The following is a 17,182-nucleotide window of genomic DNA, read 5'->3' as shown; positions in this document are numbered from 1 at the left end:
TAAAAGCTTGGACAAGGAGCGGTCGCCGCCGGGGATCGCCCAAAACAAGACGTATCTACAGGGAGAATTCCATGACCACGTTCAATCGCCGTACGCTGCTGGTCGGCACTGCCGCCGCCGCGCTGGGCGCACCCAGCCTTGTCCGTGCCCAGGGCGCGGCCGACTGGCCCAAGGGGGCCCTCAGGATCATCGTCCCCTTCCCGCCGGGCGGCTCGACCGATCCGGTCGCACGCATCATCCAAGCCAAGATGATCGAGAATACGGGGTGGAACATCCTCATCGACAACAAGCCGGGTGGCACCGGAGCGGTCGGCTCGGCGATCGCCGCCAAGGCACCGCCCGACGGCCAGACCTGGATGCTGACTTTCGACAGCCACATCCTCAATCCCGCTTTCGCGCCCAGCCTGCCCTACAAGGATTCGGAACTCTTCAACGTCATGCTGATCGGCCGCACACCGCAGGCCATCTGCGCCCATCCCGACCGACCCTACAAGACCTTTGCCGAGGTGATCGCCGACGCCAAGGCGCGGCCGGGCAAGGTCAATGTCGGCGTGCTCGGCGCCAGCCAGGCGCTGGTGCTGATGACGCTCATCAAGAAAGAGAACGGCGTCGACCTGAACCTGATCCCCTACAAGGGCGGCGGACCGCTCAACCAGGACATACTGGCCGGCGTGACCGACGTCGCGATCGGCAGCCTGACCTCCTTCAGTCCGCATATCCGCGCCAACAAGGTGCGTGCGCTCGCCGTCACCGGTGAGAAGCGCACCCCGGCGCTGCCCGATACGCCGACCCTGATCGAACAGGGCGTGAAGGCCTTCCCTTCCTACTCCTGGTGGGGCGTCTATGCGCCGACCGGCACCCCGCGCCCGATCGTCGACCGCATGCATGCCGAGATCAAGAAGGCGGTGCTCGCGCCCGACGTTACGCAGAAGTTCATCGACCAGTTCAACATGGAAATCCTGACGACCTCGCCCGAGGAGTTCGCCGCCTACCAGAAGAGCGAACAGGAGCGCTGGTTCAAGGTCATCAAGGACAACGACATCAAGGGCGACTGATCGCCCCTCGATGCCGATTGCGCGCGGGCCGCTCAGCCGGCCTGCGCGCCGCGCACGAGACGCCCCGGCAAGGCACCCGTCGCCTCGCCGTCACGATACGTGACTTGACCGTTCACGATCGTCGCCCGGTAACCCGTCGCGCGCTGCAGCAGGCGTTTGCCGCCGGCCGGCAGGTCCCACTTCATGATCGGCGCTTCGACGCGCAGCCTGTCGAAGTCGATGACATTGAGGTCGGCCTTCTTGCCGACCGCGACGACGCCACGGTCGCCAAGGCCGACGGCCTTCGCATTATCCTGCGTGTGGCGCTTCACCAGCCACGACACGTCGAGCCTGCCCTGCTTGCGGTCGCGGCCCCAGTGCTGCAGCAGGTAAGTCGGATAGGAGCCGTCGGAGATCAGGCCGACATGCGCGCCGCCATCGCCGAGGCCGATCAGCGTGTGCGGGCTCTGCATCATCTCGCTGCAGCAGTCGAGATTGTAGGCGGCGTAGTTCGCGAACGGCGCGAAGATGAAGTTCCGGCCCTCGCCCTCGATCAGATAGTCGTAGATCAGCTCGCGCGGATCGCGGCCCTCGCGTGCGGCGCGGGCGCCGAACGAGCTCTCCTGCGGTGGCTCGTAGTTGGGCGGATCGCCCAGCGGGAACATGCGGTCGAAGTCGGTGAGGCGCGCCGCCATCTCCGAGCGCAGCGGCTCGTTGCTCTCCTTCAGGATGCGGGCGCGGAAGGATGGATCGCGCATGATCGCGAGCCGCTCCTCAACCGACTTGTGCTGGATCTCCTTATAGGCCGCGCACATCGAGAACGGGATGCGGCTCGCCTGCAGCCCCTGCAGCACGCCGATCGGCCGCGGCGCAACCTGCGCCTTGGCGCTGTGGCCCTTGGCGACCAGTCCCTCGACCAACCCGAGCAGGCGACGCCAGCCATCGGGACGCGAGTGCCGCTGGGCCAGCGACACCGAGAACGGACGCCCCGACGCGGTGAGCAGCCGGTCGAGCATCTCGAACTCGCTCTCGGGATTGGGCGTATTGAAGTCGGAGATGAACTCGATGACGCCGCGGCCGGCATCTTTCATGCCGAGCGCGATGCCGAGCAGCTCCTCTTCCGAAGCACGCAGCGACGGCGTCGGATCGCCCTTGACCGTGCGATGGTTCAGCGTGCGCGAGGTCGAGAAGCCGATGGCGCCGTCGCGCATGGCCTGCGCCGTCAGCGCGCGCATCTGCGCCACCTCCTCCGAAGTCGCCTCCTCGAGCTGGGCAGCGCGCTCGCCCATCACGAAGACGCGCAGCGCACCGTGCGGCAGCTGCGCGCCGAGATCCATGTCACGCGGCCTGGCATCGAGAGCATCGAGATACTGGCCGAACGATTCCCACGACCAGTTGAGGCCCTCGTCGAGCGCCGCGCCGGGAATGTCCTCGACGCCTTCCATCAGCTCGATCAGGCGCTGGCGGTCCTCGATCTTCACCGGCGCGAAACCCACGCCGCAATTGCCCATCACAGCCGTGGTGACGCCGTGCCAGCTCGAAGGCTGCAGGTAGGAATCCCAGGTGGCCTGGCCGTCATAGTGGGTATGGATGTCGACGAAACCGGGCGTGACCAGCATGCCCTTGGCGTCGATCTCCTCCCTGCCCTGTCCGCTCACCTTGCCGACGGCGGCGATCTTGCCGTCCTGGACCGCGACATCTGCTTCCCTGATCGCGGCTCCCGTGCCGTCCGCCACGTTGCCGCCACGCACTACGAGATCGAAGTCCGCCATGTTCGTTCCTCCGGTGTTTCCCGAAGTCTAACGCAACTGGCGGCGCGACGAGAGGAACGTCGGGCTGAAATGCCGCCATACGGCCCGAAGCAGGGCCGGCTTCTCGCCCTGCGATCCGATCGAGACGCCACGTCGTTCCATCGGCTGGCGCCTCATTCGATGGTGATGTTCCCGTCGCGGACCACCTTGCCCCACTTGCCGATCTCTTCCCGGACGAATGCGGCGAAGCGCGCAGTCGGCGCGCCGCCCGGGGCGGCTCCCTGCTCGCCCCAGATCTTCTTCAGGTCGGCCGAGGCGAACGCGGTCGAGACCGCGGCCTGCATGCGGGCGATGACGGCGGCATCGGTGCCCGCCGGCGCCCACAGCCCGTACCACGAAAGCGATTCGAAACCTGGCAGGCCGGCCTCCGCGGCCGTCGGGATCTCGGGAAAGGCCGGCGAGCGCTCGGCCGCGAACACTGCCAGTGCCCGTGCCTTGCCGCTGCGGATGTAGGGCGCCGCGCTGCCGAGCCCCTCGAAGACCGCCGTGACCTCGCCGCTGATCAGGGCCGCCGTTGCCGGCCCCGATCCCTTGTAGGGAACGTGCGTCATGCCGGCGCCGGTCTTCGCATTGAAGATCTCGCCCGCGAGATGGCGGGTCGTGCCCAGTCCGGCCGAGCCGTAGTTCACCTTGCCCGGGTTGGCCTTGCAGTAGGCAATGAACGCCTGGAGCGTGTTGGCGGGTATCCCGGGATAGACGACCAGAACGTCGGGGACGGAGGCGACGCTGGTGACCGGCGCCAGGTCCTTCAGCAGGTCGTACGACAACTGCTTGTAGGCCGTGACCGCGACGGCGTGGTGCACGGAGCCCAGCAGGAACGTGTAACCGTCGGGCTTCGCCTTGGCGACCATAGCTGCGCCCACGGTCCCGCCCGCGCCGGCCCGGTTGTCGATCACGACCTGCTGTCCGAGTTCCTGGGACAACTTGGCCGCGAAAGGACGGGCAAAGGTGTCGGTCCCGCCGCCGGGCGCAAAAGGAACGACCAGGGTGATCGACCGGGCGGGTCAAGCCTGGGCGCGGGCCGAGGCCATCAGAAAGGGTGCCGCGACGGCCCCTGCCAGAAGGGCGCGGCGCGCCGGACCCGTCTTCGTGTTCATTTGCAATCCCCCTCGTTCTTCCGTCCGCCTATTCGAGGCGTGACGGCTTCTTGAGGGAAGACTGGCATGTGACGGCGGCCCTGTCGCCGCCGCGCGCTCAATATCCGGCAGGCCTCGCGCCGAAGGCGGCCGCTTTCTCGAGCGCTGCCGCAGCACGCAGCAACGTCTCTTCGTCGAAGGAACGGCCGATAAGCTGCAGCCCGAGCGGCAGCCCGTCCTTGTCGAGTCCCGCCGGCACCGAGATACCCGGCAGGCCGGCCATCGACGCGGGGATGGTGAACATGTCGTTGAGGTACATGCTCACCGGATCATCCATCTGCTCACCGGCCGCAAAGGCCGCCGTCGGCGCGGTCGGCGTCAGCAGCACGTCGCACGTCTCGAAGGCCTGCTTGAAGTCGCGCGCGATCAGCGCCCGGATCTGCTGCGCCTTCTTGTAATAGGCGTCGTAATATCCGGCCGACAGAACGTAGGTGCCGATCAGGATGCGGCGGCGGGTTTCCTTGCCGAAGCCGGCGCCGCGCGTGTTCTCATACAACTCGGTCAGGTCCTTGCCCGGTACGCGCAGGCCGAAGCGGACGCCGTCATAACGTGCCAAGTTCGACGAGCACTCCGCCGGCGCTACGATGTAATAGGCCGGCAGGGCGTATTTGGTGTGCGGCAGCGAGACTTCGACCGGCTCCGCCCCGGCGGCCTTGAGCATCTCCATACCCTTGGCCCACAGCGCCACGATCTCGTCGGACGTTCCGTCGACCCGGTACTCCTTCGGAATTCCGACCTTCATGCCCCTGATGTCGGGATTGCGCGCCGCGGCGGCGAAGTCCGGCACCGGCAGCGGCGCCGAGGTCGAATCCTTCGGGTCGTGGCCCGACATGGCCTGCAGCAGCAGCGCCGTGTCCTCGACCGTCCGCGCGAACGGGCCCGGCTGGTCGAGCGAGCTTGCGAAGGCCACGACGCCCCAGCGCGAGCAACGGCCATAGGTCGGCTTCAGGCCGACAATGCCGCAGAAGGCCGCCGGCTGACGGATCGAGCCGCCGGTGTCCGTCCCCGTGCTGCCCGGCACCATGTAGGCAGCGACGGCCGCCGCCGAGCCGCCGGACGAGCCGCCCGGCACCAGCTTGCGGTTGTCGCCCTTGCGCTTCCACGGATTCTCGACGCCGCCGAAATGGCTGGTCATGTTCGAGGAGCCCATCGCGAATTCGTCGAGGTTGGTCTTGCCGACCATCACCGCGCCCGACTTCCAAAGGTTCGCCGTCACCGTGCTCTCATACTGAGGCACGAAACCCTTGAGGATGTTGGACGCTGCAGTCGTTTGCACGCCCTCGGTGCAGAACAGGTCCTTGATCGCGAGCGGCACGCCCTCGAGCAGGCCCGCCTCGCCCTTGGCCCGGCGGGCGTCGGAGGCCTTGGCCATCTCGCGGGCCTTGTCCGGCGTCTCGGTGATGAAGGCGTTGAGCGCGCGATGCTCGTCGAGCTTCGCGAGGTGCGCATCGGCCACCTCAACGGCGCTCGCTTCCTTCTGGGCCAGCGTCGAGGTGAGCTGGGCGATCGTGAGATCGGTAAGAGCGGCCATCGTCTACTCCAGCACCTTCGGAACGGTGAAGAAGCCACCGGCATTCTTGTCCGACGGATCGATGAAGACCGCGCCACCCGGCGCATTGGCCAGCACCTTGGCCGCGATGCCGCCGTCGGTGACCTTGTCCGCGCGCATGGGTAGCGTGACGTCGGAGACGGACGACATCGGCTCGACATTGTTGGTATCGACTTCGTTCAACTGCTCGATCCAGGCAAAAATGCCCGAAAGCTCGCCGGCCAGCGGCGCCAGCTCCTCCTCAGGAACCTTCAGACGGGCCAGTCGCGCGATCCGCGCCACGGTCTCCTTGTCGAGCGACATCACAGCACTCCAAAACGCCCAGAAACAAAGCAATATTCGCGGTTGGTAGCCGGTTTGCCCTTCGCGGGCAACCGAACCGTCGGGGCCGCATCAGGCGCGGCGGGCCGCCACTTCCTCGATCGCCGCCCGCACCTCGGGCTTGCGCGACAGCAGCTGGTCGAAGTCCTTCTTATAGAGGACCAGCAGGTGGCAATAACCGTTGGCGACCACGTCGGCATTACGCGGCTGGGAACTCAGGAGCCCCATCTCGCCGAAGAAGTCGCCTTCCTTCAGCGTGATCTGCAGTCCCCGCACATGGACGGTAACCTCGCCCGCGGCGACGAAGTACATGGCATCGGACGGCCCGCCGACCCGGATGATCTTCTCCCCTGGAAAGGCGACGAGCGCACGCAGCCGCCGGCCGACCTGAACGATGGTCTCCCGGTCGAGCGCCGCGAACAGCGACACGCGGCCGATCATGGCCTGCAATTCGAGGCCGAGGTCCAGCGCCGGACGCTGGCTCACCGCACTGCGCCGCTCGGCGAGCTTGTCCCGGAGGTCGTTGTAGACCTCACGGCTGATGATGCCCTCGTGCAGCCGGCGAACATACTCCTCTGCCTCGAAGCGGATCGCAGCGCGTTCGAGCTGACGCTGCTGCACCGATTCCGAATAGCCCGGATACTGCAGCGAGAGCGCCTTGAGCGCGCCCTCCACACCCGACTGGCGGGCGGCGATCAGGGCCGCGAGGCGCTTCTCGGCGTCGCGTTCCAGCAGGTCGGCGATGGAATTCGCATTGAACACGGCGAGTTCGCCCAATACGCTGAGCGACACCATCAGGATCTCGAACCGGTCGGCCAGACGATCCGTCAGCACGCGCTCCAGCCCGAACCGACGGTGGAGCCAGAGGGCAATGCGGAAGCCGTAATTCGGCTTGGATATCTCCTCCAGCCACTCCTCGTAGCCCTGCACGCCCTTGTCACGCACCGTGTCGATCAGGCGGTCGGCATTCGCCGCCAGGATCGCCACCATGCGGCGCGACAGGATCTGCTGCTGGAACAGCTCGAGATAGAGTTCCTTTTCCCGCGTGCAGAGCGTCACCAGGCCAATCTTGACCCTCTCCTCCAGGTCGAGCGCCAGGTCGGGTGGCACCGGTTCCACGGCCGGGTCGCCTGCCGAGGCGGGATCGACGGCAAAGCCGTCCGTCCGCTCGTTGTGTTGACGGATGATGTCCTTGAGATGCCTGTCGACGTTGATGCGCGAGAGTGCGAGGACCCGATCGCGAAGCGCCAGTTCGAGGCGGCTGAGCTTGTCCAGCCCGAACGTGTGCATCACGAGGCCGAGGGTCGTTGCGTTCACGAACAGGGTAAACAGCACGAACAGGACGGCCGAGATGGCAATGAAGTCCCGGGTCTCCTCGGGGAGCTGCTGGTGGCCGGCCGCGACCATGGCCAGGACGATCGTCACCGCGCCGCGCAAGCCTCCCCAGACCAGGATCGTCTTGTAGCGGCGGTTGACCGGCTGCACGAGCTTGAGGGTCTCGAGGATCGGAAACATGCCGAACACGACGAGCGCGCGGGCCGAGAAGGCGCCCACGGCGACGGCCATAACCCCCCAGATGTAGAGCCAGTTGATCTTGAGCAGCACGTCGGCCGCGATCATCGAGGCCAACACGAAGATGAGACAGTTGGCCCAGAACTCGAGTTGGGCCCAGACCTGGCGCAACGCCGTCCATTGCCGGGGGTGAAGATGTGTCGGACCGTAGGCCGCCACGGTGAGCGCAGCCATCACCACCGAAACGACGCCGGAAACGTGGATGTAGCGATCCGCCACGATGAAGCTGAGATAGGTCAGGCTCAACGTGACCGAGGCGATTGCGGCATCGGAATCACCCAGTCGCGGCAGGATCATCATGGCCACTCGGGCCATGGCGAAACCCAGCATGAGGCCGCCGACGAACTCGCGCAGGAAAACGCCGACGGCCGATGTGGCATCGGCCGGCATGGCGGAATCGCCCGAGGCCCGCGCGACCAGGATGCCCATGAACAGGCCGAAGGCCGCGATGGCCACGGCGTCGTTCAACAGCGACTCGCCTTCCGCGAGAATCGACAGTCTCTTGGGAGCGCCGACGTCGCGGAAGATGCCGATGACCGCCGCCGGATCTGTCGTCGAGACGACAGCGCCGAGCAGGAGGCAGACCACGATATCGATGCCGGTCGCAAAATGAACCACCCCCGCCACGCAGGCGATGCAGACGAGCACCGCGACCACCGCCAGCAGGAGCACGGCGTGGATCTCGTCCATCAGGCGCCGGACGTCGATCGTGAGGCCGGCCGTGAACAATAGCGGCGGCAGGAAGAGAGGAAGGAAGACCTCGGTGCCGACCTCGAGCTTGTCGAGGCCTACGAAGGCGTCGGTCAGGACCCCAAGGTTTATGCCGCGGCTTATGATCCACGAACCGAGAAAGCCCATGCCCATGCCGGCAATGGCCAGCAGCACCGTGTGTGGCAGTCGAAAGCGTTCGGCGAGCGGCACCAGCAGACTGACGACGGTGAGGACGATCGAGATCGCGAGAATGGCGTAGAGAGTATCTGTCACCTTGTCCGAACACCTTTCCATCGGGGCCGTGTCGACCCGCTCCGCTTCACGCCTTATAACCTTGTCAATGGCCCGCTTGGCAGTCCTGATTCACGGTATGTGGGGAACATCCGCGGTGTGGCATCATTGGCGGCCGTTCCTGGAGGGACGTGGCTGGCATACGATTGCACACTCGCTCCGTCACCATGATGTACCGCCGGACGCGCCGCCGGAAGCACTTGGCGAAACGAGCCTCCTCGATTATGTCGCCGATCTGGAGCGGACGATCGTCGCTTTGCCGGAAAAGCCCGTGGTCATCGGCCACTCGATGGGCGGATTGCTGGCGCTCCTCCTGTGCGCCAAGGGTCTCGCCCGGGCTGGCGTCCTGCTCACCCCTGCCCCGCCCGCGAGCGTCCTTGCGATCAGGCCGTCCAATCTGCTGGCCTTCGCCCGGATCCAGGCGCGCTGGGGCTGGTGGCGGAAACCGCACAGGGCAACCCTCGGCGAAGCACTTTCCTACACTTTTAATACGGCGGATCGCGCGATGGGTGTGAAAGAGCATTCGGCATTCGTCCACGAATCGGGACGGGCTTTGCTGGAGATCGCCCTGCCCTGGTTCGACCGGGTGAAGGCGGCGACCGTCGATCCGCGGTGCGTGACCGTCCCCCTGCTCTTCGTCGCCGCTGAACGGGACAGGCTGGTGCCGCCTGACGTGGTGCGGCGAACCGCAAAGCGGTTCGACCATGTTTCCGACTATGTCGAGTTTGACGGCCAGGGACACTGGGTCCTCGGTCAACCGGGCTGGGAGCGTGCTGCCGAGCATGCCGAGGCCTGGCTTACAGGCAAGGTGCTTTGAGAATGCCGCTCGTTGACTTGCCCGAACTCAAAGCACTGCTCGTCCGCGACGGCCGGTTGATGGCGCTCGATCTCGGCACCAAGACGATCGGTATCGCGACGTCAGACGTGATGCGAATGCTCGCGACCCCTCTCACCACCCTGAAGCGCACGAAGCTGGCGGCGGATCTCGCCACCCTCGGCGAACTCGCGCGCAAACACGAGGCCGCGGCGCTTGTGGTCGGTCTCCCGCTCAACATGGACGGCACCGAAGGTCCGCGCTGCCAGTCAGTGCGTCAATTCGTGACGAACATCCAGAATCACGGCGCACCATCACTTGCCGCCCTGCCGATCGTCTTCCAGGACGAGAGGCTCAGCACCGCCGCGGTGACACGCGGCATGATCGACGACTACGACATGACACGCTCCAAGCGCGCCGAACGTGTTGATGCGGCAGCAGCGGCCTGGATCCTCGAAAGTCTGATCGCGCGATTGCGCTGACATTGATCAAACAAACTGCGATCGCCACAATATTGCAGCAAAAATCTTTGCATGATCAGGGCAGGCTTAATGTAGGCAATCATATTGCACTGCTCGCTCTTCGCGCGTACTTCATTCGTGACTTACGCAATGACAGAGGGCTGGTAAGCATGAAGATAAAGTCGATGGCCTTTGATGATTTGGTCGTGATGCGTGCGCAGATTGATGCAGAGATCGAAACACGCATCTCAAAGCAGCGCATGAAGTTGATAGAGGCCATTTCCGAAATTCGTGGAACGGTCCCAGGCAAGAACGGCGTTGAGCGCCGGGGCAAGACGCATCCGCTCAAAGGAAGAGAGCTTGCGCCGCTTTATCGCAATCCGAAGAACGCCGCCGAAACCTGGGCTGGTCGCGGCAATCGGCCGAGATGGCTCACGGCCGCACTCAAGAGCGGTAAGAAGCTGGAGTCATTTCTCATCAAACAAAAGTGAAACCCAGCCATCGCTTCCCGGCGCCGGCCCCTTAAGGACAAAGCGACGCTGGAACCGAACGCGATGGTGGCTCGGCGTCGAGCGAGCGGAGAAACGCCACGAGATCCGCGCTCTGCTGCTGCGCCAAGCCGAGTGGCCGCACCAGCGGGGTGCCGTCGCTGTGGAGTCGATCGGGACTTACCTCCGAATAGTGCCTCACGACGTCTTCGAGCGTCGCGAGGCTGCCATTGTGCATATAGGGGCCGGCTCGACCTACCTGGCGCAGGCCGGGCACACGGAACTCTCCGAAATTGGAATGTTGCCGCTTTACATGCCGTACACGGCGGGTGCTGCTGCCGGTTGCATCGTCATTGTACTTGCCGAGCAGGTTGAACGGACTGACTGACAGGCGCTGCAACCCGCCGAGGCGACCGGGATCGACTTCTCCCGGTCTGACGAAGAACGGGATGCCGATGTCACCGAACTCGCCGCTCGTGAAGCGCGGCCCGAGATGGCAGAGATTGCAATTGGCGTCGCCGATGAACAGTCGGAGACCGCGTTGCGCCGCCAGCGGATAGCGCGACGCGCGATCGCCATCGCCGTCCACCAGAGCATCGCGGAATTCATCGAACGGTGTGCGCGGGCTCACCAGTGTCGCCTGGAAAGCCGCCAGCGCCTTGGCGGCATCGACCAGCAATCGCTCGTCGTCGGTACCGGGCTTGCTGCCGAAGGCTCTTTCATAGCCACACGCAAGTGCAGCATCGCCGCGCAACAGCTCGGCGACCCGCGTCGGACCGCCGTTCATTTCCCTCGGGTCGAGCAAGGGCCGGATGGTCTGAGCCCACAGGGAATCGCCTGCGCCATCCCAACCGAACCAGTGGAGATAGCCGATGTTCCACAGCGAGGGCGTGCGACGGTCGAGCTCGACCGTTCCCCGCGCCCTGGCGAGACCGTCGCTCCACTCGCGACCGGCTTGATGGCAGGAGGCACAGCTCATGCGTCCGTCACCCGACAGGCGCGGCTCGTCGAACAGGCGCTCGCCCAGCGCGATCCCGGCGGGCGTGCCCGATACCCGGTTCGAGGGATCGCGCGCCGTCGGTGGTGGCCACGGGCCGTGCTGCCCGATCGCCCTGATCTCGTCGGGCGACCAGTCGAGCAGCTGCTGCGCCTGAACGCCGATCGTGCCTGCCGCGAGCACCGGCGCCATGAGCAGCACCAGCAGCGCCCGCACGATCACTTGAGGATGATGTCGTGCGTCAGGCGCTCGCTATCCTCGCCCCCTCGCACGTCGAAGGTGATCTCCCAGCGGCCGGGCATATGAAACACGAGCCCCTCGGCCCTGAAGCGGCCATCCCCCCTGTCCACGATGCTGGCGCGGTAGTTCATGCCATGTCGATGCTCGGGCATGTTGGCATCCACGGCCAGCAACTCGGCGGAATCGCCGCTCCGGGTGCACACATTGACGATCAGCGCGAACGGCTCGCCCACTTCGATGCGCAGCGGATCGGGCCGGAAAGCCATCAGATACTGACCGGAAAAGACGACCCAACCGGTGCCACGGCCGAGATCGAGCGGACAATCTCCCAAGGCCGGCGTCGCCAGAAAAACTCCCAGCAAAGCCGCGACGAATCTCACGGGCCGCTTCCGAACAACCGGTCGCCATTCTCGTATGCGATCTTGCGCGCGACGGCGGGAGGCAGGTCCGAGAGCCACTGCCGCGACCAGCGCGCATTCTCGACCACATAGTGCCAGCGCTCCGGCGTGAAGGTATCGCTGCCCAGAACGAAGCGGTCGGGAAACTCGATGAACAGTTCGCGCCAGCCGGGCACCACCTTGCCGTTGGAGACGTGCGCCGACAGAAAGGCGAGATCGCACCACAGGGTCGGATAGCGGCGCAGCATCTCCCCCACCTTCTCCGAACGCTCGAAGCCCGAATGCGCCCACAGGACCTTGGCGTTCGGGTCCTGCCGGAAATGCCGCGTCACGGCATCCGCATCCGAATGCGAATGAAGGTAGAGCCCGTACTGTTTCGCGAGCTCCACCACCCGGCGCACATTGGGCAGGTCGGCATCGGCGCCATAGATGTGGAACTCGCCGATCGCCCTGTACTGGCGCTTCGACAGCAGGTCCTCGAGATACGGGATCAGGGTGGGGTCCCTGGCCCAGGTCGAGATCTCGCCGCGCGAACGATAGGGCCGCAGCTCCGGCACGATCATGTCCGGCGCCACCTCCTGCAGCATCTTGGTGCCTTCGTTGTTCGAGCTCGACACCATGGCGCGCTTGATGCCCGCCTTCTTCAGGATCTCGACCACTTCCCGGGGTGGTACGACCGACCAGGCGTCGTGGCTGTAGTGCATATGCGCGTCGAAGATCGGCAGCTCGTCGGCCTGCGCGGTCGACAGGCCAGCGGAAACGAGAAGAAGGACCAGGGCAAGGAGGCGCATCGTCGTTCCTTCAGCGGCCGGCCTTCGGCTGGCAGGCATAATTGAAGCTAATCGAGATGCGTTCGCCGGAGAAGTGCGCCGGCGGCACCTCATGGCGCAGCCAGCTTTCGAACAGCACCAGATCGCCCCCATGCGCCGCAATACTCACGAAGGCGCGATAGGCCTCCGGCGCATCGACGCGCCGCGGCGGCGCCGCCATCTGGTAGCCGAGCCGGGGATCTTCGAACTTGATCGCCCCCGCGCCCTTCGGCACCGACACGTAATAGGTGCCGCTGACGAACGAGGTCGGATGGATATGCATGGAGTGGACGGTGCCGGCCGGCATGAGGTTGGCCCAGCAATCCGTCATCGCGAGTGTCCGCCCGGAAAGATCGTAGTGGAGGTCGCGCGCGAAGCTCTTCACATGCGGGTCGATACGACGGCGCAGCCGGTCGAACAGCGAGGAGACGAGGTGCAGACGGTCGAGTGAGCCATAGGAGGTATAGCCGCCGAGATAGTGCCGTGCCGACCACCGCTGCCCCGCCGCGTCCGACGCCGCCAGTGACTGGCACTCGTCGGCGAGATCCTGGTTGAAACGCGGCCAGCGCCGGTCGACCAGCGACTCGCGATAGACCAGGGTCGGGAAAAGGGCGCGGCTCGTCATGCCGCGATTATCGATGATGCGGCCATCGCGTGCTATGTTTTCCGCATGCTGACCGATCCTCAAATCGAGACCTACCGCCGCGACGGCTATCTCGTGATCCCTCGCCTGATCGAGGGAGAGCAGCTCGCCGAACTGCGCGCGCTCACCGACCGGCTGGTCGCGGAGGCGCGCGGTGTCTCGACCAACGACGAACTCTACGATCTGGAGCCCAGCCACAGCGCCACCATGCCGAGAGTGCGCCGCTTGAAGCCCGCGCTCTTCAAGCGTCACGCTTTCTTCGGTGCGCTCGCGCGAGACCCCAGGATCACGTCCCTCCTCGCGCAGCTCATCGGTCCGTCGATCCGCCTGCACGGCGGCAAACTCAACATGAAGTCGGCGGGCTATGGCTCGCCGGTCGAATGGCACCAGGACTGGGCGTTCTATCCGCACAGCAACGACGACGTGCTGGCGACCGGCATCTATCTCGACGATTGTGACGAGGCCAACGGGCCGCTGATGGTTGTCCCGGGCAGCCATCACGGCCCGGTCCACGACCATCACGCCAATGGCCGCTTCTGTGGCGCGTTCGATCCGCAGGCGGCCGGCGTCGATGTCACGAAGGCCGTCCCACTGATGGGCCCGGCCGGTTCGATGACCATCCATCATGCGCGGCTGGTCCATGGTTCGGCGCTCAACCGCTCCAATCGCCAGCGCCGCCTCCTGCTACACGAATATGCGGCTGCCGATGCCTGGCCCCTGATGGGCGTCGCCGACTTCGACGAGTTCAACAGCCGCATGGTGCTGGGCGAGCCCACGATCGAGCCGCGCGTGCGCCCCGCCCCGGTGCGCATGCCCCTGCCAGCAGCCGATCACCAGGGCTCGATCTACGAGAACCAGCGCGGTTCGGGTCGCCGGTTCTTTGCCACCTACGAGGAGCAGCCCGCCCTTGCCGGTTAGGATCACGCGCTCATGATCACCCGGCGGCACGCACTGGCCGCCTCCGGCCTGCTGCTCGCCACGACGCGTGCGCACGCTCAACCCGTTCAATGGACCGACTGGCTCGGCACCTACGCGGGCAGCGCCCGCTTCTACCGCTCGATCCCGCTGGAGGATATCTTCCCGCCACCCGCGTCGCCGCGAGAGGAATTCGGCGACGCCACACCCTTTGCGGTTGAATTCGCTGTCCGCCGCGTCGACGACAGGCCCGCCGTGTGGCTTCGTATCGATGGCGGGCCGATGCAGACGGACGAGGTGGGCGAGACGATGTTCTTCGGCCCGTTGACGAACGGCGTGGCCTTGCTGCGTTCGGCCGATGCGCGCGCCCTGCCGCGTTCGGCGAGTCTGACGGTGCGGCCGAACCAGCTCGGGACGGAGGCTTTGTTCGCCCACGCCGACGACAGCTTCTGGCGACGGTATTTCACGGCCACCTTCACGTCGGGCGGCGCCGACGTGATTCTCTGGGTGTTCGACGCCACCGGAACCCGCGCCCGAACCTGGCGCGGCACCACCGTGCGTCGCGCTTGAGGCTCAGTCCGGTCGCGGTCCGACATAGGTCGACTGAGGCCGGATCAGGCGCCCGCCCTTCTCCTGCTCGAAAATGTGTGCGCACCAGCCCGCTGCGCGACCGACCGCGAACAAGGCGGTGAACGCACTGCGCGGCATATCGAGCGCTTCCAGCAGGAGTGCCGTGTAGTATTCGACATTGGTGTCGAGCCGCTGCTTCGGCTTGTGCTTGCGCAGCGAGGCGATGGCGCTGCGCTCGACCTCGACCGCGAAGGCCAGGCGGCCTGCCGTCTGCGGCAGCGCCGCCACCGCGTTCTTCAACACATCGGCCCGCGGATCGCGCTTCTTGTAGACGCGATGGCCGAAGCCCATCAGGCGCGTGCCCTTGGAGAAGGCATCGTCGAGCCACGCTTCGGCGCGGTCGGGCGATCCGATCTCGTCGAACATGTCGAGCACCGGCCCCGGCGCGCCCCCATGCAGCGGACCCTTCAGGGCGCAGAGCGCCGCCAGCACCGACGAGATCAGCCCCGCTCGCGTCGAGGCGACGACCCTTGCCGTGAAGGTCGAGGCGTTGAAGCCGTGATCGGTCACCGTCGCGAGATAGGTATCGAGACCCTTTTCGAAGGCCTCGTCGGCGCGGCTGCCCCGGATCATGCGCAGGAGATCCTGCGCCGTCGTGAGCGTCGGATCGGGCGCCAGGGCCGGCTTGGAGTCGGCTGTCCGAAGCAATGCCGCGAGGAAGACCGGCAGCGCGCCGCAGACGAGATAATGGTGCGGTATCGGATTCGAATCGGCCAGCATGCCGAGGCCGACCCGCAGCCCCTCCACCGGGTTCAGGCCGGCGGCTGCCGTGAGCAGCTTCGGGACATCCGCGAAGGCGCGCACGCGTGCCGCCGCCATCCCCGCCCGCACCGCCGCCTCGTCTCCGCCGCCCACGGCGAAGCCTGCCCAGAGCAGCGCGGCGACGCCCTCGAAGCCGCGCGTCCGAACGAGGTCCTCGATCGCCTGCCCGCGGACGATCAGCCGGCCGGCCTCCCCGTCCACCTCGCTCATCACCGTATCGGCCACGATCACACCGTCGAGCCCGCTGTCCACCCGTGTCTGCAGCATCGCAAATCCCCTTGCTGTTCGGGCCCAACATTCGATCGAGGCAATGTATTGTCAATATTGACTGAATTAATACATACTAAGACATGGCAATCGAATGGCTCACCTCCAGGGAAGCGGCGCAGCGTCTGGGCGTTTCGGCGGCGACCCTTTACGCCTATGTCAGCCGCGGCCTGCTGCGCTCGGAAGGCACGAACGGCCAGCGTGAGCGGCGCTACAGGGCCGACGACGTCGCCCAGCTCAAACGTCGCCGCGACGTCGGGCGCAAGGCGGAGTCGATCGCCGCCAATGCGCTCGACTTCGGCACGCCCGTGCTTGAATCCTCCCTGACGCTGATCGAGAACGGCCGCCTCTTCTATCGTGGCCAGGACGCGGCGCGGCTGGCGCGCAACAACTCGCTCGAACAGGTCGCCCAGTTGCTGTGGGACTGCGACGACCGGCCTTTCGCCGCCCGCAACCTGCCACCCCTGTCGGCCGCACTCCGAAGTGCCTGGCAGGCCGCGTCGGCCCTGCCACCTGTCGATGCCTGCCTCGTCCTCCTCCCTGCCGCGTCGCGCTGGGATCATCCGAGCTGGGTCGAGGATCGCACCGCCATGCTGGAGACCGGCGTGCGCATCCTGCGGCTGCTGGCGGCGGCTGTAGCTGGCCAGCCTCTGTCCGATCGCCCCGTCCACGAGCAGGTCGCTGCGGCGTGGAACGTCTCGACCGAGCACGCGCCGCTGATCCGGGCCGCGCTCGTCCTGTCGGCCGATCACGAGTTCAACGCCTCCGCCTTCGCCGCGCGAGTCGTCGCCTCGACGGGCGCCAACCTCTATGCCTCGACGATGGCAGGCCTGGTGGCGATCAACGGTCCGCGTCACGGTGGCCTGACGCGCCGCGTGGCGGGTCTTCTTGCCGATCTTGCGGAAGTGCCCGACATCGACGCCGAGATCGCACGCCGGGTGAGCGAGCGTGTCTACATCCCTGGCTTCGGTCACCGGCTCTATCCGGACGGCGACGTCCGGGCCGTCGCCCTCTTCGTCATGATGCGGGAGCTCGTCCCCGGCTCCGCAGAACTGGCCTTCGCCGAACGCGTGGCAACCGCCGTCGAGCAGCAGATCGATCGCAAGCCGAACGTCGACTTCGCGACGGTCACACTGGCCCGCGTCCTCGGTCTGCCGAAGGAGTCGGCGCTGGCCCTGTTCCTTCTTGGACGCACCGTCGGTTGGATCGCGCACGCCATCGAGCAAGCCGCACACGGTGCGCTTATAAGGCCTCGTGCGCGCTATACGGGGCCGCGCCCGACCGCCTGATTTCGGGCTCGTCGGTTATCCACCAAAACGCTTCCTTGCGAGCG

The 17,182-nt window shown here is 66.1% G+C and carries 17 protein-coding genes; 7 read left to right on the top strand and 10 right to left on the bottom strand.

The features are described from left to right. Positions 1 to 71 precede the first annotated feature (71 nt). The gene (locus ACT6UX_RS03745) at positions 72 to 1,055 is read left to right on the top strand and encodes a Bug family tripartite tricarboxylate transporter substrate binding protein (RefSeq protein WP_444773801.1); all 984 of its coding nucleotides are present in this window, start codon (positions 72 to 74) and stop codon (positions 1,053 to 1,055) included. Positions 1,056 to 1,087: 32 nt separating this feature from the next. Here the strand turns inward: ACT6UX_RS03745 and ACT6UX_RS03740 are convergent, their stop codons facing one another. The 5 genes from ACT6UX_RS03740 to ACT6UX_RS03720 all read right to left on the bottom strand — a co-directional run bounded on the left by ACT6UX_RS03740 (position 1,088) and on the right by ACT6UX_RS03720 (position 8,407). Then, positions 1,088 to 2,806, bottom strand: a complete 1,719-nt coding sequence (locus ACT6UX_RS03740) for an N-acyl-D-amino-acid deacylase family protein (protein WP_444773800.1) — start codon at positions 2,804 to 2,806, stop codon at positions 1,088 to 1,090. Positions 2,807 to 2,958: 152 nt separating this feature from the next. Further along, a complete protein-coding gene (locus ACT6UX_RS03735; RefSeq protein ID WP_444774128.1) occupies positions 2,959 to 3,831 on the bottom strand; it encodes a tripartite tricarboxylate transporter substrate binding protein in 873 nt (290 codons plus the stop codon). 208 nt (positions 3,832 to 4,039) lie between these two features. Then, positions 4,040 to 5,512, bottom strand: coding sequence for an Asp-tRNA(Asn)/Glu-tRNA(Gln) amidotransferase subunit GatA (gene gatA, locus ACT6UX_RS03730; protein WP_444773799.1), 1,473 nt, complete (start codon positions 5,510 to 5,512; stop codon positions 4,040 to 4,042). 3 nt (positions 5,513 to 5,515) lie between these two features. Next, on the bottom strand, positions 5,516 to 5,833 hold the full coding sequence (gene gatC / locus ACT6UX_RS03725) for an Asp-tRNA(Asn)/Glu-tRNA(Gln) amidotransferase subunit GatC (RefSeq protein WP_444773798.1): 318 nt from the start codon (positions 5,831 to 5,833) through the stop codon (positions 5,516 to 5,518). A 90-nt stretch (positions 5,834 to 5,923) separates the two neighbouring features. Beyond that, positions 5,924 to 8,407: a cation:proton antiporter gene (locus ACT6UX_RS03720; protein ID WP_444773797.1), complete on the bottom strand. Its 2,484-nt coding sequence runs from the start codon at positions 8,405 to 8,407 to the stop codon at positions 5,924 to 5,926. 1 nt (position 8,408) lies between these two features. Here ACT6UX_RS03720 and ACT6UX_RS03715 point away from each other — a divergent pair, with 1 nt between their 5' ends. The 3 genes from ACT6UX_RS03715 to ACT6UX_RS03705 are packed head-to-tail and all read left to right on the top strand — an operon-like array spanning position 8,409 to position 10,191. Further along, entirely contained in the window at positions 8,409 to 9,242 is an 834-nt protein-coding gene (locus ACT6UX_RS03715; protein ID WP_444773796.1) for an alpha/beta hydrolase, read from the top strand. A gap of 2 nt (positions 9,243 to 9,244) precedes the next feature. Beyond that, positions 9,245 to 9,721: a Holliday junction resolvase RuvX gene (gene ruvX / locus ACT6UX_RS03710; RefSeq protein WP_444773795.1), complete on the top strand. Its 477-nt coding sequence runs from the start codon at positions 9,245 to 9,247 to the stop codon at positions 9,719 to 9,721. Between the two features lie 2 nt (positions 9,722 to 9,723). Next, positions 9,724 to 10,191: an H-NS histone family protein gene (locus tag ACT6UX_RS03705; RefSeq protein WP_444773794.1), complete on the top strand. Its 468-nt coding sequence runs from the start codon at positions 9,724 to 9,726 to the stop codon at positions 10,189 to 10,191. A 31-nt stretch (positions 10,192 to 10,222) separates the two neighbouring features. On the opposite strand, the gene ACT6UX_RS03700 is transcribed toward ACT6UX_RS03705, so the two are convergent. Genes ACT6UX_RS03700 through ACT6UX_RS03685 form a run of 4 tightly spaced genes read right to left on the bottom strand, consistent with a single transcriptional unit; the run spans position 10,223 to position 13,257 of the window. Further along, on the bottom strand, positions 10,223 to 11,407 hold the full coding sequence (locus tag ACT6UX_RS03700) for a cytochrome-c peroxidase (RefSeq protein WP_444773793.1): 1,185 nt from the start codon (positions 11,405 to 11,407) through the stop codon (positions 10,223 to 10,225). Further along, positions 11,404 to 11,805, bottom strand: a complete 402-nt coding sequence (locus ACT6UX_RS03695; protein WP_444773792.1) for a hypothetical protein — start codon at positions 11,803 to 11,805, stop codon at positions 11,404 to 11,406. The genes ACT6UX_RS03700 and ACT6UX_RS03695 overlap by 4 nt, the downstream gene beginning before the upstream one ends. After that, positions 11,802 to 12,614 carry an amidohydrolase family protein gene (locus tag ACT6UX_RS03690; RefSeq protein WP_444773791.1) on the bottom strand — a complete coding sequence of 271 codons (813 nt, stop codon included), beginning with the start codon at positions 12,612 to 12,614 and terminating at the stop codon, positions 11,802 to 11,804. The genes ACT6UX_RS03695 and ACT6UX_RS03690 overlap by 4 nt, the downstream gene beginning before the upstream one ends. Positions 12,615 to 12,624: 10 nt before the next feature. After that, positions 12,625 to 13,257 (bottom strand): TIGR02466 family protein, encoded by a 633-nt coding sequence (locus ACT6UX_RS03685; RefSeq protein WP_444773790.1) that lies wholly within the window; start codon positions 13,255 to 13,257, stop codon positions 12,625 to 12,627. 45 nt (positions 13,258 to 13,302) lie between these two features. Between ACT6UX_RS03685 and ACT6UX_RS03680 the strand changes: the two genes are divergently transcribed. Both ACT6UX_RS03680 and ACT6UX_RS03675 read left to right on the top strand, forming a co-directional pair. Next, on the top strand, positions 13,303 to 14,193 hold the full coding sequence (locus tag ACT6UX_RS03680; RefSeq protein WP_444773789.1) for a phytanoyl-CoA dioxygenase family protein: 891 nt from the start codon (positions 13,303 to 13,305) through the stop codon (positions 14,191 to 14,193). A 12-nt stretch (positions 14,194 to 14,205) separates the two neighbouring features. Further along, entirely contained in the window at positions 14,206 to 14,760 is a 555-nt protein-coding gene (locus ACT6UX_RS03675; RefSeq protein WP_444773788.1) for a hypothetical protein, read from the top strand. Positions 14,761 to 14,763: 3 nt separating this feature from the next. Here the strand turns inward: ACT6UX_RS03675 and ACT6UX_RS03670 are convergent, their stop codons facing one another. Further along, positions 14,764 to 15,849 (bottom strand): citrate synthase/methylcitrate synthase, encoded by a 1,086-nt coding sequence (locus tag ACT6UX_RS03670; protein WP_444773787.1) that lies wholly within the window; start codon positions 15,847 to 15,849, stop codon positions 14,764 to 14,766. Positions 15,850 to 15,932: 83 nt separating this feature from the next. On the opposite strand from ACT6UX_RS03670, the gene ACT6UX_RS03665 reads away from it, so the two are divergent. After that, entirely contained in the window at positions 15,933 to 17,138 is a 1,206-nt protein-coding gene (locus ACT6UX_RS03665; RefSeq protein ID WP_444773786.1) for a citrate/2-methylcitrate synthase, read from the top strand. Positions 17,139 to 17,182: the final 44 nt, after the last annotated feature.

Origin of the sequence: Reyranella sp. (assembly GCF_052439685.1) — a bacterium.
Classification (GTDB): Bacteria; Pseudomonadota; Alphaproteobacteria; order Reyranellales; family Reyranellaceae; genus Reyranella.
The sequence above is the reverse complement of the archived record's forward strand: the minus strand, read 5'-3'. Positions and strand labels throughout refer to the sequence as shown.

Excerpts from the sequence above, each read along its gene's own strand:
- ACT6UX_RS03680 (WP_444773789.1), top strand. The coding sequence starts at position 13,303 with ATGCTGACCGATCCTCAAATCGAGACCTACCGCCGCGACGGCTATCTC.
- ACT6UX_RS03685 (WP_444773790.1), bottom strand. The coding sequence starts at position 13,257 with ATGACGAGCCGCGCCCTTTTCCCGACCCTGGTCTATCGCGAGTCGCTG.
- ACT6UX_RS03740 (WP_444773800.1), bottom strand. The coding sequence starts at position 2,806 with ATGGCGGACTTCGATCTCGTAGTGCGTGGCGGCAACGTGGCGGACGGC.
- ruvX (WP_444773795.1), top strand. The coding sequence starts at position 9,245 with ATGCCGCTCGTTGACTTGCCCGAACTCAAAGCACTGCTCGTCCGCGAC.
- ACT6UX_RS03665 (WP_444773786.1), top strand. The coding sequence starts at position 15,933 with ATGGCAATCGAATGGCTCACCTCCAGGGAAGCGGCGCAGCGTCTGGGC.
- ACT6UX_RS03690 (WP_444773791.1), bottom strand. The coding sequence starts at position 12,614 with ATGCGCCTCCTTGCCCTGGTCCTTCTTCTCGTTTCCGCTGGCCTGTCG.
- ACT6UX_RS03745 (WP_444773801.1), top strand. The coding sequence starts at position 72 with ATGACCACGTTCAATCGCCGTACGCTGCTGGTCGGCACTGCCGCCGCC.
- ACT6UX_RS03675 (WP_444773788.1), top strand. The coding sequence starts at position 14,206 with ATGATCACCCGGCGGCACGCACTGGCCGCCTCCGGCCTGCTGCTCGCC.
- gatC (WP_444773798.1), bottom strand. The coding sequence starts at position 5,833 with ATGTCGCTCGACAAGGAGACCGTGGCGCGGATCGCGCGACTGGCCCGT.
- gatA (WP_444773799.1), bottom strand. The coding sequence starts at position 5,512 with ATGGCCGCTCTTACCGATCTCACGATCGCCCAGCTCACCTCGACGCTG.
- ACT6UX_RS03670 (WP_444773787.1), bottom strand. The coding sequence starts at position 15,849 with ATGCTGCAGACACGGGTGGACAGCGGGCTCGACGGTGTGATCGTGGCC.